Raw genomic sequence first — 16,124 nt, forward strand, 5'->3', positions numbered from 1 at the left:
GCTTGCTTTAAACTGGACGTCGGAGCCCAAAGACCCCCGACACCAGGCGCCGTCGCCCACATGTCCCTTCATCTAATCAACAATGTCAAAGACCAACCCAGACAACAAAACCCGGACAACAATCAATCCCCGGTTCTCACCGGAAATCCAAGCCGTCCGTAGCTATCTGGCGACCAACGCAACCCTTCAGGAAACACCCGAAGAACCGGAAAAACCGGCTGAACCGCGTCGGTGAAGCGGCATATATGGACGGGTGGCACAGGCGTCAACGGCCATTTTTCCACAGGGGCGCCATAGCCGAAATAATTTCATATTTAACAATGGATTAGATCGACATTTTTCTGTCATTCCGCAGCGATTGCCGGTGATGGACGCATGCCGGAAGTGCGATAAATCCGCAGACTCGCCCCGTGTGAGTCGGATTCGCCACGCCAAATCGGATTGAAGCTGCGCAAGCGCCCGCTGGACGGCATCGGGCCTATGCAATAGTTCGTTGCAAACTCGGGAGCTTAGCCATTTCCAAGCCTTATCTTGTCGCCGCCCTGCTCATGGCGCTCTCTTGCCCGGCGGCAGCGATGGCCGACAGCATATCGCTAACGGCACCGCAGTTGTTCGAACTCGCCGACCGCGCCCGCGACAGCGGCGATTTTGCCACGGCCGAAACCGCCTATCGCGCCCTGGCGGACAATCCCGATATCGACCTGCGCAACGAAGCGCGGTTTCGCCTGGCGCTGATGCTGGCGGATCGCGAGCACAAGTTGAAGGACGCAGCCCTGATCCTGCGCCGCATCCTGGATGAGCGACCCAACGCCCAGCGCGTGCGCCTGGAACTGGCGCGGGTTCAGGCAATGATGGGCGACCTTGGCGCCGCGCGCCGGGAAATGCGCGCGGCCCAGGCCGGCGGCCTGCCACCCGACGTGGAACGCATGGTGCGGTTCTATGCCGCCGCACTCAAGGCGCGCAAACCCTTTGGTGGCAGCCTGGACGTGGCGCTGGCGCCCGACAGCAACATCAACCGCGCCACCCGGTCCAACACGCTGGGTACGGTGATCGGCGATTTCACGCTGGACCAGGATGCCAAGGCCAGATCGGGCCTGGGCTTGGCGCTGCGCGGGCAGACCTATTTTCGCACCCCGCTGGAAAAGAATGCCACCCTGCTGGTGCGGGCCAATGGATCGGGCGATCTTTACCGCGATGAGCGCTTTGACGATATCCTGATCGGCATCCAGGCCGGCCCGGAATATACGCTGGGTGCCGACCGGTTGACGCTCGCCGCCGGGCCGACCTGGCGATGGTATGGCCTCAAGCCCTACAGCACGTCGGTGGGGGTGAGTGCCGATTTCCTCCATCCCATGGGCAAGACGATGCAGGGCCGCCTCGGCCTGGGCGTGACCCATACCGCCAACCGGCGCAATGCCTTGCAGACCGGCGATGTCTTTGCCCTGTCGGCCGGGCTCGATCGTGCGGTATCGGCCCGCCTGGGAGGCGGGGTGCAGGCCTTCGTCAACCGCACGAAGGCCCGCGACGCGGGCTGGTCGGACGTGACCGGCGGTGGCGCGGTCTATGCGTTTCGCGAAATCGGCCGGACCACCGCCGTGATCAGCGCCAGCTACAGCCACCTCGAGGCCGATGCCCGGCTGTTCCTCTATCCGCGCCGCCGGATGGATGACCGCTTTTCCGTGGTGGCCAGCACCACCTGGCGTGCGCTGCAATGGCAGGGCCTGGCCCCGATCACGCGCCTGCGGTGGGAGCGCAACCGATCGACCGTGGGCATCTATGACTATCGCCGGGTCGCGGCCGAAGTGGGCATTACCGCCGCATTTTGAGCGTGCGCTCCCCGCGGGTTCAGGCGTGGCCGGTATCGGCGGCAAGATGGGCGGGATCGATGCCGGCGGCGCGCCAGGTGGCCGACCAGCGCTGTTTCCGCGGGGTATCGAACAGGATCGCGGGTGAACCTTCGGCGGCATGCCAGCCGTGGTGGTGCATTTCTTCTTCCAACTGCCCGGGTCCCCAGCCGGCATAGCCCAGCGCCACCAGCCAGCGCGAGGGGCCGCGCCCTTCGGCAATCGCGCGCAGCACGTCCATCGAGGCGGAGAGCGTGCACAGCGGATTGACCGTGACCGAGCCCTCGCCGCCCCAATCGGGCGTGTGCAGCACGAAGCCGCGCCCGGTTTCCATCGGGCCACCATGCAGCACCGGTACATCGGGCGCATGGCCCGGATCTATGCCTACATCTTCCAGCAGGCCGTGAAAGCGGATGCCGGCGCGTTCCTCGCCCAGGCCGATGCCGAGGGCGCCGTTGGCATCGTGCAGACACAGCGCGAGCACCGCGTGATCGAAGCGCGGGTCCATCATGCCGGGCATGGCAAGCAGCAGGCGCCCGGCAAGATAGTGCGGGGCAAGATCGGCAGCGGCAGGTTCGGTCATGATGGCAGACTTTTTCAGGCGGCGGCCGATGCGGCAGCGGCGGCGGTGGCAGCGCGTTCGCTGGCGCCCCCCGGCCCACGGTCTTCGGCCACGTCGATCAGGCGCTTTTCCAGGTTGCGCAGGCGGTTCTCGCTGGTCACCTTCTCACCCAGGATATCGGTGACATAGAACGTATCGACCGCGCGTTCGCCATATGTGGCGATGTGAGCGGAATGGACCACCAGCCGCGAATCGAACAGGGCATGCGCCAGGCGGCCGAGCAGCGCGGGCCGATCGCGCGCGCCCACTTCCACCACGGTGAAGCGGTTGGACGCCTTGTTGTCGAAGATCACGATCGGCTGCACGTCGAACGCCTCGGCCCGGGGGCGGGCAAGCGGCCGCGCGGCGAGTTGGGGCATGAGCTTGACCCGGTTGGACAGGGCATCGGCGATGCTGTTCTTGAGCCGTTCGATGTGGCGCGCTTCGTTGAGCGGGCGGCCAAGCGGGTCCTGCACCAGGAAATTGTCCACGGCCAGGCCGTTGCGGGTGGTGTGGATGCGCGCATCGATGATGTTGCCCCCCGCCAGGTGGATCGCGCCGGCCAGGCGATAGAACAACCCGGCGTGGTCCGCGGCCAGCACGGTAACCAGCGTGGCGCCGCGCGCGGGATAGTAATGCGCCTCTACCGACAGCGGCTCGCCCAGGGCGCTATCCATCTGCTGGAGATTGAGCGCGATGATGTCTTCGGGTTCGGCAATCCAGTAGGCATCGCTCAGCTGCCGGCCGACCGTGCCGATCAGCGCGTCGCGTTCCTTGAGCAGTTCGCCCACGGCCTTCTTCTTGGCGGCGATGCGTTCGGGCCGGCCGTGCTGTTTGTGGCCGAGACGCAGCATTTCCTCGGTCTGGATGAACAGGTCACCCAACAGCTGGCGCTTCCACGAATTCCAGATCCCTGGCCCGACCGCGCGGATATCGACGATGGTCAGGATCAGCAGCAGGCGCAGCCGTTCGGCGCTTTGCACCTGCGCGGCGAAATCGGCGATCGTCTTGTAGTCAGCGAGATCGCGCTTGAACGCGGTGGCACTCATCAACAGGTGCCAACGCACCAGCCACGAGACGAGCTCGGTCTCTGCCGCCGACAGGCCCAGCCGCGGGCACAGCTTCCGCGCCACTTCGGCCCCGAGCACGGAATGATCGCCGCGCCGGCCCTTGGCGATATCGTGCAGCAGCGTGGCAACATAGAGCACGCGGCGCGACGCCACTTTCTGCACCACGTTGCTGGCCAGGGGATGCAGTTCGCGCTCCTCCCCCTTTTCGATGCGGGCCAGCAGGCCGATGGCGCGGATGGTATGCTCGTCCACCGTATAGTGGTGGTACATGTCGAACTGCATCTGCGCCACCACGCGCCCGAAATCGGGAATGAAACGGCCGAACACGCCCGCCTCGTTCAACCAGCGCAGCACGGTTTCGGGGTCATGCGGGCTGGTCAGCAATTCCAGGAACAGGGCATTGGCGCGCGGGTCCTTGCGCACCGCGCCATCGATCAGGCCAGCATCGCGCCGCGCCAGGCGCATCGCATCGGGATGGATTTCCAGCCCGTGCTTGTCGGCCACCACGAAGATCTCGAGCAGGCGCACGGGATCGACGGCAAAGAAATCGTCGGCCGGGACCGACACCTTTTCCGCGACGATGGGAAAGCCCGAAACCTTGCGCTTGCGGCGCTGGCGCAGCGCGGCGAAGAAGCCGGGCTTGGTGCGGGCAAACTGTTCATCGAGCTGGGCCATGAACACGCCGGTGAGCGAGCCGACCTGCTTGGCCTGGAGAAAGAAGAACTGCATGAAGCGTTCGACCGAGCTTTTGCCCGGACGATCGGCAAAGGCCATGCGCGCGGCCACTTCGCGTTGCAGGTCGAATGTCAGGCGGTCTTCGGCGCGGCGGGTGATCATGTGCAGGTGGCAGCGCACCGCCCAGAAGAAATTCTCGGCGCGGTGGAACGCGCGATATTCCGCCGCCGTGAGCAGGCCGACATCGACCAGTTCCGATGGATCGCGCACCTTGTGGACATATTTGCCGATCCAGTAGAGCGTGTGCAGGTCGCGCAGCCCGCCCTTGCCCTCTTTCACATTGGGTTCGACCACATAGCGGCTGTCGCCCAGCCGCTTGTGCCGCTCGTTGCGTTCGGCCAGCTTCTCGGCGACGAATTGGCGCTCGGTGCCGGCGGCGACCTCGGCCCAGAAGCGGCGCGCCGCTTCTTCATAGACGTCGCGATCGCCCCAGACGTAACGCCCTTCGAGCAGCGCGGTGCGGATCGTCAGGTCGCTCTTGGCCATGCGCACCGTATCATCGAGCGAGCGGCTGGAATGGCCGACCTTGAGGCCAAGGTCCCACAGGAAATAGAGCATCGCCTCGATCACCTGCTCGCACCACGCGGTGGGCTTGTTCGGCGTGACGAAGGCGATGTCGACATCGGAATGCGGCGCCATCTCGCCCCGGCCATAGCCACCCACGGCCAGCACGGCGATGCGCTCGCCCGTCGTGCGGTTGCTAGCGCGATAGACCTGGCCGATCACATAGTCGTGAATCACCCGCACCAGCTGGTCGACCAGGAAGGCCTGGCCTTGGGCGCATTCATAACCTGCCGAGGGCCTGCCGCGCAGGCGCCGGGCCAGTTCCTCGCGGCCATGGGCCAGCGCCGCGCGCAGATGCTCGACCACCACGGGCCGGGCGCGCGAGGGATCGCCATCGGCTTGTGCCACGGCCTGGGTCACCGCCTCGGCAAGGGTGCGACGGTCGATAATGGCGCGCTGGTGGGCGATGCGGGGCAAGGTCATGCCCCCTCATTAAACGAGGTGGCGTTAAGGGGAAACAGCGCAGGCATCCAAGTTTTCACGATAATCGCCGATTGGCCTCCCCCCTTTCGGGCAGGATAGCGCGCAAACGACCGCGCCTGGGCCGCACCGGCGCCCGCCGCGCTTTTGGGATTTGCCAGCAGCTTGGCCCCTGTGCCAGAAGGCGCGCGAACCTGGGCAGGCTGGCAAGGCCTGGCCCACGGCCATCAGTTCACCGAATACGGAGCGTCGCGCTTGTCCCTTTTTCCGGCCCTTTCTGCCGCTGCGGCTGCCTCGTCGCACATGCCGCTGCATTGGGAGCAACTGCATCTCTCGCCCATCGCCTGGGATTTCGGCTTCTTTGCGCTGCGCTGGTATTCGCTGGCCTACCTCGCCGGCATCCTGCTCGGCTATTGGCATCTCTCGCGCATGATCCGCCAGCCGGGGGCGCCGATGGCCCAGCGCCACGCCGATGACCTGTTCTTCTATGCCACGCTGGGCATCATCCTGGGCGGCCGACTTGGCTATGCCACGTTCTATGCCCCGGAACTGTGGACGCACCCCAGCGAACTGGTCAAGCTGTGGCAGGGCGGCATGAGCTTTCATGGCGGCCTGATCGGCACCGTGCTGGCGATCGCCTTTGTCTGCTGGCGCAACCAGCTGAGCTTCATCCGGGTGTGCGACTACATTGCCCCTTGCGCGCCGATCGGGCTGTTCTTCGGGCGCTGCGCCAATTTCGTGAATGGCGAGCTATGGGGCCGCGTCACCACCGCCGATGTGCCCTGGGCCATGGTCTTTCCCGGCGCCGGTCCCAATCCGCGCCATCCCAGCCAGCTCTATGAAGCGCTGCTCGAAGGGGTGATCCTGGCCACCGTGCTGATCACGCTGTTCTGGAAAACCCGCGCGCGCTGGCGTCCGGGCCTGCTGATGGGCACGTTTGCCACCGGCTATGCGCTGTCGCGCTTCATCGTCGAATTCTATCGCGAACCCGATGCCCAGCTCGAAGACTTTGCCCTGCGCACCGGGCTGTCGATGGGCCAGTGGCTGACCCTTCCGATGCTGGCGATCGGCCTCACCCTGCTGATCCGGGCGATGGTGCGCCCGCCGCTGGGAACCGTGGCCCCGCCCCCGGCCGATTGACCAGACCATGGCCACTGAAAGCCTGCGCGATGTCTTTGCCAGGCTGATCCGGGCGACCGGCCCGATCAGCGTGGCGCACTTTATGGCAGAATCCAACGCGCGCTATTACAGCACGCGCGATCCGCTGGGCACGGCCGGCGATTTCATCACCGCCCCGGAAGTGAGCCAGATGTTTGGCGAAATGATCGGGCTATGGCTGGCCGACATCTGGATTCGTGCCGGGAAGCCACAGCCGGTCGCCTATGTCGAGGCCGGGCCCGGCCGCGGCACCCTGGCACTCGATGCGCTGCGCGCCGCCGCGCGCCACGGCCTGGTGCCCGATGTGCACTTCGTGGAAACCAGCCCCGCGCTGCGCGGCATACAGCGACAGCGTTTCCCCGACGCCGCCTGGCACGATGATTTCTCCACCCTGCCGGCCGATCGCCCGCTCATGGTGGTGGGCAACGAATTCCTCGATGCCCTGCCCGTGCGCCAGATCGTGCGCATGGCCGAAGGCTGGCGCGAGCGGATGATCGGGTGGGACGCGGCGGGCGAACGCCTGCTGCCGGTGGCCGGCACCCGCCCGATGGACGCGGCCGTTCCCGCCGATCGCGCCAATGCGCCCGAAGGCACGATCATCGAAACCTGCCCTGCGGCGGCGGCCGTCACGGCCGATATCGCCGCGCGGCTGGCCGCACAGGGCGGCGTGGCGCTGTGGATCGACTATGGCCATGCCGAGCCCCGCGATGGCAGCACGCTTCAGGCCGTGCGCGCCCATCACAAGGTCGATCCCTTTGCGCATCCCGGCGAAGCAGACCTTACCGCGCTGGTCGATTTTGCCGCCTTGGTGCCGGTGATCGCCGCGGCTGGCGCGCGCTGCGATGGTATTGTCACGCAGGGTGAATTCCTCAAATCCCTGGGGATCGAGGCACGCGCGGCCACGCTGGCCCGCCATGCGCCCGACCATGGCCCCGCCCTGGCGCGTGCACTGGCCCGCCTGGTTGATCCTGCCGAAATGGGCAACCTGTTCAAGGCAATGGCATTTACTGCACCGCACTGGCCAACTAGCGCAGCATTCTAGCCAGTTTATCGATTGCATTGCGGCAGCGCAAAATACGGCCCGTTGCTACACTAAAATGCTTGTTGGCAAAGCCGCAGTTCTGTGGCTATCACGCGTTATAACTGTTTGGGTCTGGCACGTGCATACCACGGCGGCCCGGCGCGCATGATACCCGGCGATGTTCGCCGCCGCGCGCAAGGAGGGGGAAATACCGTGCCCGGCCGTTTCCAGGCGGGGTGGCAGCAGGCAGGGATTATCAATGGCTGATGAGGCAATTGTGAACGCAAGCGGCACAGATTCGCCCGCCGTCCATGACGGTGCGGGCGCCGATGAAGGCGTGCGGCGGCGCGATTTCATCAATATCGCAGCGGTGAGTTTTGCAGGTGTTGGCGGACTGGCGGTGCTCGTGCCGCTGGTGTCGCAGATGGCACCTTCGGCTGACGTGCTGGCGGAAAGTTCGACCGAGATCGATATCTCGCAGATCGCGCCCGGCCAGGCCATCAAGGCCGTGTTCCGCAAGCAACCGGTCTTCGTGCGCAACCTGACCCCGGTGGAAATCAGCGAGGCCGACAAGGTGCCGCTTTCCAGCCTGCGTGATCCGCAGACCCTGGAAGAGCGGACCAAGCCGGGCAAGACCAACTGGCTGATCACCATGGGCGTCTGCACCCACCTGGGCTGCGTGCCGCTGGGCGCGGGCGAAGGCGAGGTGAAGGGCGAATTCGGCGGCTATTTCTGCCCGTGCCACGGCTCGGTCTATGATACCGCCGCGCGCATCCGCAAGGGCCCGGCACCCAAGAACCTGGAAGTGCCGGTTTATGAATTCACGTCCGACACTGTCGTGAAGATCGGCTGAGGATAGACACGATGAGCTTTCCCTGGGCGAAACATTACAAGCCAAGCCACCCGCTGATGCAGTGGCTGGACGAAAAGCTGCCACTGCCGCGCTTCGTCTATAATGCTGTCGGCGCCGGCTATCCGGTGCCGCGCAATCTGAACTACATGTGGAACTTCGGCGTGCTCGCCGGGGTGTGCCTCATGCTCCAGATCGTGACCGGCGTGGTCCTGGCGATGCACTATGCCGCCAATTCCGGCGTGGCATTCGACAGTGTCGAGCACATCATGCGCGACGTGAACTGGGGCTGGATGCTGCGCTATGCGCACGCCAACGGCGCCTCGGCGTTCTTCGTGGTGGTCTATATCCATATCTTCCGCGGGTTCTTCTACTCCTCGTACAAGCCCCCGCGCGAAATGATCTGGCTGCTGGGCGTCACGATCTTCCTGCTGATGATGGCCACGGCCTTCATGGGCTATGTGCTTCCCTGGGGCCAGATGAGCTTCTGGGGCGCCAAGGTCATCACCGGCCTGTTCTCGGCCATCCCGGTGGTCGGCACGCCGCTGCAGCAGTGGCTGCTGGGTGGCTTCGCGCCGGATAACGCCGCGCTCAACCGCTTCTTCAGCCTGCACTTCCTGCTGCCCTTCGTGATCCTGGGCGTGGTGATCCTGCACATTTGGGCGCTGCACATTCCCGGTTCGTCCAACCCCACCGGCGTGGAAGTGAAGACCGAAGCTGACACCGTGCCGTTCCACCCCTATTACACCGCCAAGGACGGCTTCGGGCTGGGGGTCTTCGCGATCCTCTACTGCACCATGCTGTTCTTCCTGCCGAACGCGCTGGGCCACCCGGACAACTATATCCAGGCCAACCCGCTGTCGACGCCGGCGCACATCGTGCCCGAATGGTACTTCTGGCCGTTCTACGCGATCCTGCGCGCCTTCACCGCCGATTTCCTGTTCATCCCGGCCAAGCTGATGGGCGTGCTGGCGATGTTCTCGGCAATCCTGGTGTGGTTCTTCCTGCCCTGGCTGGACACCTCGCCGGTGCGTTCGGGCCACTATCGCCCGCTGTTCCGCAAGTTCTTCTACTTGCTCGTGATCGACGTGCTGGTGCTGGGCTTCTGCGGCGGCTCGCCGGCCGAAACCAAGTATGTGCTGATCTCGCAGATCGCCGCCACGTACTATTTCCTCCACTTCCTGGTGATCCTGCCGATCGTCGCCTCGATCGAGAAGCCGGCCCCGCTGCCCTTCTCCATCACGCAAGCGGTGCTGGGCAAGGATGACCAGACCGCCCCGGCCGCCTGAGCCAGCGCGAACCGCACAAAGAGAGAGAACCCCATGGTCCGTCTTTTTGGTCCTCTTGTCGGCCTCTTCTTCGCCGTGGCGCTGCTCTGGTCGTTCGGAGTGGGCGCGATCCAGGCGATCCGCGAGCCCGAACCCGCCACGGCGGTGCAGGTCTATCACCTCGCCCCGCACGAGCCCGAGCCCGGCTTCTCGTTCAACGGCGCCTTCGGCAAGTTTGACCGGGCCCAGCTGCAGCGCGGCTTCCAGGTCTACAAGGAAGTCTGCTCCAACTGCCACTCGCTCCACTTCGTGGCGTTCCGCGACCTGGCCGCGCTCGGCTATTCCGAAGCGGAAGTGAAGGCGATCGCCAAGGATTGGTCGAACAAGGCCAAGGTCGTCGATCCCAAGACCGGTGATGAAACCCAGCGCGACAACGTGCCGGCCGATCACTTCCCCAAGGTCTATTACGCCGGCACCGGCAACCCGCCAGACCTGTCGCTGGTCACCAAGGCCCGCCACGAAGGCCCGGAATACGTCTATTCGCTGCTGACCGGTTACCAGGATCAGCCGGCCGAACTGCTCAAGCGGTTCCCCGACAGCAAGACGCCCGATGGCCTCTACTACAACCCCTACTTCGCCAACCTGAACATCGCCATGCCGGCGCCGCTGGCCGACGACCAGGTTACCTATGGCGACGGGACCAAGGCCACCAAGCAGCAGATGGCTGCCGACGTTGCCGCGTTCCTGACCTGGACGGCCGAACCCAAGATGGAAAAGCGCAAGCAGACCGGCTGGGCCGTGCTCGGCTTCCTGCTGGCCGCCACCGTGCTGGCCTATCTGGCCAAGCGCAATATCTGGGCCAGGGTCCACTAAAGCCGGGCGACAGCGCCAAAACGAAAAGGCCACCGGAAACGGTGGCCTTTTTCATGGGTTGTCGGCACTGGCGGCCACTTTTCCCGATTGCCTTGGACATTGCTTCATGACCTGCGACCTCAAGTCCCTGATCCGCACCGTGCCCGATTTTCCCGTGCCGGGCGTGCTGTTTCGCGATGTCACCACGCTGATCAGCCATCCCACCGGCTTTGCCGCCGCGATCGACCACCTTGCCACCCGGGCACAGGCCAGCGGCGCAACCCTGATCGCCGGGATGGAGGCGCGCGGCTTCATCTTTGGCGCCGCTGCGGCTGCGCGCGCGCAGCTGGGCTTTCTGCCGGTGCGCAAGCCGGGCAAATTGCCGGTGCCGACGCTGGGCGTCGACTATGACCTGGAATATGGCACCGACCGGCTGGAAATCGATCCCACCGCCATCGCGCCAGGACAGCGCGTGGCGATCGTCGATGATCTCATCGCCACTGGCGGCACGGCGCTGGCCGCCGCACAGCTGCTACGCGAGGCGGGCGCGGTGGTGACCCATGCGTTCTTCGTGATCGACCTGCCCGACTTGGCCGGGGCGCAGCGCCTGCGCGACGCGGGCCTGGTGGTAGACGCCCTGATGGACTTCCCCGGGCACTGACGGCAGCACGCCACAACCCGCCCGCCCTTTGCGACGCCGCGCAGGGAGGGCGGGTCAGCCGCTCCGTCAATCCACCAGCATCAGCGCGTCGAGCGCAACCACGCCTTCGCCCTGCGGGTGCAGGATCACCGGGTTGAGATCGATTTCGCGGATCGACGGCTCGGCCCGCAACACCTGGCCCACCTTGACGATCAGCGCGGCCAGGGCCGGCACATCAAGCGCCGGAGAGCCACGATAGCCCGCCAGCAGCGCCGCGCTCTTGAGCTGCATGAGTTCGGCCTCGACCGCCTCCTGCGTGAGGTCTGCCGTCAGCAGGCGCACGTCCTGAAGAATTTCGGCGGTAACCCCGCCAAACCCGGCCAGCACCACCGGCCCCCATTCGGGATCGTTCTTGGCGCCCACGATCATTTCCACGCCGCGCTTGCCCATCGCCTCGATCAGCACGCCATCGAGCGTGATCGCCGCATCATAAGCCGCGACATTGGCAAACATGCGGGTCCAGGCCGCACGCACCGCCGCGCCATCGGCGAGATTGAGGATTACCCCGCCCGCGTCGCTCTTGTGGCCCAGCGCCGCCGCCTGCGCCTTCATCGCCACGGGATAGCCCACCGCGTCCGCTGCGGCCACGGCATCATCGGGCGTCGCGGCAAACTGTCCCTTGGGAAAGGCCACGCCGGCAGGGCCCAGCAGCTGCTTGGCCTTGTATTCGGGAATGACACCCGAAACATCGGCAAGGCCCGCTACCGGCAGCGCCGGCGCATCAGTGGCCGTCAGATCGCGGGCAGACCAGTGCGTCAGGCGGGTGATGGCGCGCAAGGCGCGCTCGGTGGTGGGGAACCACGGCACCCCGGCCGCCCGCAGCGCGGCAATGCGCTCTGCCGGAACCTGCGCCCCTTCGTCCAGCCCGGCAAAGATCAGCGGCTTGCTCAGGGTCTTGCCTTCGACCGCCGCAAGAATGGCGGGGAACTTGATCGCACAGGTAATCGCCTCGGCCTGGATGATCCCGGCCAGAACCGTACCGACGCGGTCGTCGGCCAGCAGGGCGTCGAGCGTGCGGGTATAGATCGCCGGCTCTGAAAGGCCCTGCGCGGTGATGTCGAGCGGGTTCGACACCGGCACGAACGGCGGCAACGCGGCGCGCAGTTCGGGCGAATCCTCATCATGCAGCGCGGCCAGTTCCAGGCCAAGTTCTTCTGCCAGGTCGAGCGTCAGCGCCTTGAACGCGCCGGATTCGCCCAGCACGGCCGCCTTGCCCGAAGGCGCGATCGGGCACAGCGCGGCAATCTCGGCAATATCGCCCAGTTCTTCCAGGGTTTCGGCAAAGATCACCCCGGCGCGCGCGACCATTGCGCGCATCAGCTTGTAATCGCCGGCCATCGCCCCGGTGTGCGTTGCCGCCGATTCGCGCGCGGCGCTGGATTTACCGGGATGCAGCAGCACCACCGGCTTGCCCGCGGCCCGCGCCCGGCGCGCCGCGGCCAGAAAGCGCTGCGGCTTGCGGAACTGCTCGACGATCATGGCAATGGCGTGGGTGTCGGGATCGTCGACCAGCCAATCGACGTAGTCCTCCACGCCGCTCGCCGCCTCGTTGCCGGTCGACACCGAATAGGAAACCCCGCATTCCCGCGCCAGCAGCATGGTGCCCAGCACCGCCGCCATCGCGCCGGATTGCGAAACGATGCCCACCGCGCGCCGGCCCGCCGGCGGCACGGCATCGGTTTCCACGAACGTGAGCGGAATGCGGTCGACATAGTTGACCAAGCCCAGGCAATTGGGGCCTTCCACCACCATGCCCGCCTCAGCCGCCAGCCGGGCAATCTCGCGCTGCTCGGCCAAGCCCTCTTCCCCGCCTTCGGCAAAGCCGGCCGAAAAGATCACTACGCCGCCCGCCTTGCGCGCCACCAGGCTGCGCACGGCATCGAGCACGCCAACGCGCGGAATGGCCAGCACTGCCACGTCCACCCCTTCGGGGAGGGCATCGACGCTGGCATAGCAAGGCCGCCCGCCGATTTCGCTGCGCTTGGGATTTACCGGATAGATCGCCCCGGCATAGCCATTGCGATCCAGGTTGCTGAGCAAAGTAGCCCCCAGCGCGCCGGGCTTGTCGGACGCGCCGACCACGGCCACCGATTGCGGGCGCAGGAAACGGGCGATCGCCTGATGCGAGAGAACGGGTTCAACAGCCATGACATCCTCCGAATTTCGCTATGACTTATAACAATCAGCGAAACGCGGCAAGCGGCGAGTGCGCGACTGGCCCAAAGGCCATCCACCGCAAACGCCGGAATGATTGGTAAGCCCGGGGTTGACGAAACCCGACTGCCCATGGCAAGCGCAAAGCCTGGATGCGGGCGGGTATAGCTTAGTGGTAAAGCCCTAGCCTTCCAAGCTAGTTATGCGGGTTCGATTCCCGCTACCCGCTCCAGAGCCTCCTCCCAGAAGGTCCCAAGACGGCCCGTAAGCGGCTGTTTTTTACAGCTTTTTGTTGGTATAATGTCCCGGCAGTTCCGGCGATGTTTCACCCAATATCAGAACAAAATGGGCACATTGATGGACCTGCAGCCAACCGAGCTGAAGGGAGGTCCATCAAATGGGCGAACGGAAATCAGGGCTGACGGCATCATCGGTCGCGCGCGCTAAGCCGAAGGACAAGGCATACAAGCTGTCTGACCACGACGGTCTGTACCTTCTGGTGAAGCCGACCGGCGCACGGTACTGGCGGATGAACTACCGCTTCCACAACCTGCAGCGGACGGTGACCTTCGGGCGCTATCCGGAATTGCTGCTTGCCGATGCCCGGCAGCGGCTCCTCAACGCGCGGCGCCTGCTGGCAGATGGCATCGACCCGATCGATCAGGCCAAACTCAACAAGATCCAGGAGTCCATCTCGTTCGCCAACACGTTCAAGACGGTCTCGGACGAGTGGCTGGAAAAGGTCCAGCTGGAGGACAAGGCCCCAGCGTCGATCAAGAAATATCAGTGGCAGTTGGGGCTCGTCATGCCGTCCATCGGCAATCGTCCCATTGCCAAGCTTACCGCGCACGAGGTGCTGCTCGCGCTGAAGAAAATCGAGCGCACCAGGAAATTCTACACCGCCACCAGCGTGCGCGCGACCTGCAGCCAGGTGTTCCGCTATGCCATCGCCACGGCGCGCGCCGAGCGCGACGTCTGCGCGGATCTGCGAGGCGCCCTGGTCACGCCCAAGGTCGTGCACCGCGCTGCGATCACCACACCAAGGGAAGCCGGTGCCCTCCTTCGGTCGATTGAGGACTATGAAGGCGACCATCAGACCCGAGTCGCCATGCGTCTCCTGCCCCACGTCTTCGTGCGCCCCGGTGAACTGCGCCATGCCGAGTGGAAGGAGTTCGACTTCGAGCGCAAGGTCTGGATCATCCCGGAACACAAGGCAAAGATGCGCCGACCCCACGCCATACCGCTATCGAGGCAGGCCTTGGCCATAATAGGCGATATCGCGCACGATCCGACGTACAGCATCTACCTGTTCCCCTCGCTGCGCTCGGCCACGCGCCCGATGTCCGACAACACCATCAATGCCGCGCTACGCCGCATGGGTTACGGCAAGGACGAAATGACCGCCCACGGCTTCCGGGCGATGGCCGCAACCTTGCTCAACGAAATGGGCATCTGGAATGCCGACGCCATCGAACGCCAGCTCGCCCATGTCGAGGCCAATGCCGTCCGCCGTGCCTACACGCGCGGACAATACTGGGATGAGCGCGTGCGCATGATGCAGCATTGGTCGGATTATCTCGATGGTCTGCGCGACGGCGCCAAGGTGCTGCGGCCGAACTTCGGGCAAACAGCGCTCGGCTGATGGCGATCGGTCGGAGCACGGTGGAATTCGACCAACTCAAGCTGTTCCGGCGAAGCCTCCGGAATGTCGGCTCACGCCGAAAGCCGCCGGTCAGGCTGCGCGAAGAGTCGGGTTGGGTCGGGTCTGCCTTTGCCACTATTCAGGTGAGGGCATTGAGTTTGCTCGACCCGACCGCGTCCAGTTGGACCAGCACGTCGATGACATCGAGACACCGCTTAAGCCGCGCGCCATTGGCGCCGCACGTTGCATAGATGCGCAGCAGGGGATCCCATATCTGGTAGAGACCGCGTCCGCCTCCCGGCCCGCCCGTCTTCACGACCTCCACTGTCCGCTCGATCAATCCAAGCACGACGTCGTCCATTACCGCTGGCGCTTTTTCGAGCCGATGAATGAAGTAGCTGCGCTCGCCATCGAAATATTTCGAACCCACATAGGCTTCATACAAGGGGGCGTGCATCGCCATGGTCGAAGGGTCGATCCGCCGAAAGCAATCGGCCGCGGTCCTTCGGACCCCGTCATCATCGTCATCGAAAAAGCGGGTCAGCCAGACACTGGTCCGCCCGACATGTTCGGCGTTCGCTACATAGGCGCTGGCGACTTCGGCAATGGCGGCACGCTGCGTCGGACCTTTCTCGATGAGGGTGTCGATCGTGTCCTTCCAGCGCTCGTCTTCCAACGACCGTTGCGCAACGAGCAGCGCGGCAATCGCCTGCGCCAGCAGATCAGGCGATTCGGCGTACGACCTGATGATCGGCTCAGCGACGTCCGGCGCGCGTGCATCGAGCCACAGCAGCGCGCGGCGACCGTTGCGATTGAACAGCGCGGTGGGGCTGGCCTTGGCGGTTCGGACGGTCCAGTCACGCGCGACGTCGAGATCGTGCTTCAGCGCAGCGAGCAGCACTGCACCCAGCCCGGCATGGAGGAAGTCAGGCATCTCGCTCCCGACGATGGGATCGACAACCGAACGATATTCCTCGAACTTGTTGATGCTGTCCCACGCCAATGCCCCCATTTCCTGAAGCGCGGAGCCTCGCGCCGAGTTCATCGCCCGCGCGTCGAGGAAGCCTCCCAGCGCGAAGGCGCGCTTGATGTCGGTTTCCTCCTTTTCCGATTTCCCTTCGACGCGTTCCCCTACGCCGCTGTCGGATGCATGTGCACGGCGGTGACAAAACCAGCCACTGGAACGCCGGCGAGGTGCTGAGCGTGGCGGATTAAAACCCAGCCAGTGGTAAGGCGTGCCCTTTT

12 protein-coding genes and 1 tRNA gene are annotated in these 16,124 nt (G+C 65.0%); 9 read left to right on the forward strand and 4 right to left on the reverse strand.

What is annotated here, in order from left to right; translation table 11 throughout:
- Positions 1–575 precede the first annotated feature (575 nt).
- On the forward strand, positions 576–1,826 hold the full coding sequence (locus tag C8K14_RS21235; protein WP_233251184.1) for a surface lipoprotein assembly modifier: 1,251 nt from the start codon (positions 576–578) through the stop codon (positions 1,824–1,826).
- A 19-nt stretch (positions 1,827–1,845) separates the two neighbouring features.
- Here C8K14_RS21235 and C8K14_RS21240 read toward each other — a convergent pair whose 3' ends face one another.
- Both C8K14_RS21240 and C8K14_RS21245 read right to left on the reverse strand, forming a co-directional pair.
- Complete coding sequence (locus C8K14_RS21240; RefSeq protein WP_054132828.1) at positions 1,846–2,427, reverse strand: YqgE/AlgH family protein; 582 nt, start codon at positions 2,425–2,427, stop codon at positions 1,846–1,848.
- Positions 2,428–2,441: 14 nt separating this feature from the next.
- Positions 2,442–5,237: a [protein-PII] uridylyltransferase gene (locus tag C8K14_RS21245; RefSeq protein WP_022678053.1), complete on the reverse strand. Its 2,796-nt coding sequence runs from the start codon at positions 5,235–5,237 to the stop codon at positions 2,442–2,444.
- Positions 5,238–5,537: 300 nt separating this feature from the next.
- Here C8K14_RS21245 and lgt point away from each other — a divergent pair, with 300 nt between their 5' ends.
- The 6 genes from lgt to C8K14_RS21275 all read left to right on the forward strand — a co-directional run bounded on the left by lgt (position 5,538) and on the right by C8K14_RS21275 (position 11,044).
- Positions 5,538–6,374 carry a prolipoprotein diacylglyceryl transferase gene (gene lgt, locus C8K14_RS21250; protein WP_084391170.1) on the forward strand — a complete coding sequence of 279 codons (837 nt, stop codon included), beginning with the start codon at positions 5,538–5,540 and terminating at the stop codon, positions 6,372–6,374.
- Positions 6,375–6,381: 7 nt separating this feature from the next.
- The gene (locus tag C8K14_RS21255; RefSeq protein ID WP_107719043.1) at positions 6,382–7,434 is read left to right on the forward strand and encodes a class I SAM-dependent methyltransferase; all 1,053 of its coding nucleotides are present in this window, start codon (positions 6,382–6,384) and stop codon (positions 7,432–7,434) included.
- A gap of 238 nt (positions 7,435–7,672) precedes the next feature.
- Complete coding sequence (gene petA / locus C8K14_RS21260) at positions 7,673–8,266, forward strand: ubiquinol-cytochrome c reductase iron-sulfur subunit (protein ID WP_054132825.1); 594 nt, start codon at positions 7,673–7,675, stop codon at positions 8,264–8,266.
- Positions 8,267–8,277: 11 nt separating this feature from the next.
- On the forward strand, positions 8,278–9,552 hold the full coding sequence (locus C8K14_RS21265; protein ID WP_107719041.1) for a cytochrome b N-terminal domain-containing protein: 1,275 nt from the start codon (positions 8,278–8,280) through the stop codon (positions 9,550–9,552).
- Positions 9,553–9,585: 33 nt separating this feature from the next.
- On the forward strand, positions 9,586–10,404 hold the full coding sequence (locus tag C8K14_RS21270; RefSeq protein ID WP_022678058.1) for a cytochrome c1: 819 nt from the start codon (positions 9,586–9,588) through the stop codon (positions 10,402–10,404).
- A gap of 106 nt (positions 10,405–10,510) precedes the next feature.
- A complete protein-coding gene (locus C8K14_RS21275; RefSeq protein WP_107719039.1) occupies positions 10,511–11,044 on the forward strand; it encodes an adenine phosphoribosyltransferase in 534 nt (177 codons plus the stop codon).
- Between the two features lie 66 nt (positions 11,045–11,110).
- Here C8K14_RS21275 and C8K14_RS21280 read toward each other — a convergent pair whose 3' ends face one another.
- Entirely contained in the window at positions 11,111–13,231 is a 2,121-nt protein-coding gene (locus tag C8K14_RS21280) for an acetate--CoA ligase family protein (protein WP_107719037.1), read from the reverse strand.
- Positions 13,232–13,395: 164 nt separating this feature from the next.
- Here C8K14_RS21280 and C8K14_RS21285 point away from each other — a divergent pair.
- Positions 13,396–13,469 (forward strand) — tRNA-Gly (locus tag C8K14_RS21285).
- Positions 13,470–13,634: 165 nt separating this feature from the next.
- Positions 13,635–14,879: an integrase arm-type DNA-binding domain-containing protein gene (locus C8K14_RS21290; protein ID WP_107719035.1), complete on the forward strand. Its 1,245-nt coding sequence runs from the start codon at positions 13,635–13,637 to the stop codon at positions 14,877–14,879.
- A 139-nt stretch (positions 14,880–15,018) separates the two neighbouring features.
- Here C8K14_RS21290 and C8K14_RS22745 read toward each other — a convergent pair.
- Positions 15,019–16,124: hypothetical protein (locus tag C8K14_RS22745; protein WP_158271994.1), on the reverse strand; the 1,106-nt coding region annotated here is incomplete at its 5' end.

The organism is Novosphingobium sp. GV079 (assembly GCF_003058045.1).
Taxonomy (GTDB): domain Bacteria; phylum Pseudomonadota; class Alphaproteobacteria; order Sphingomonadales; family Sphingomonadaceae; genus Novosphingobium; species Novosphingobium capsulatum.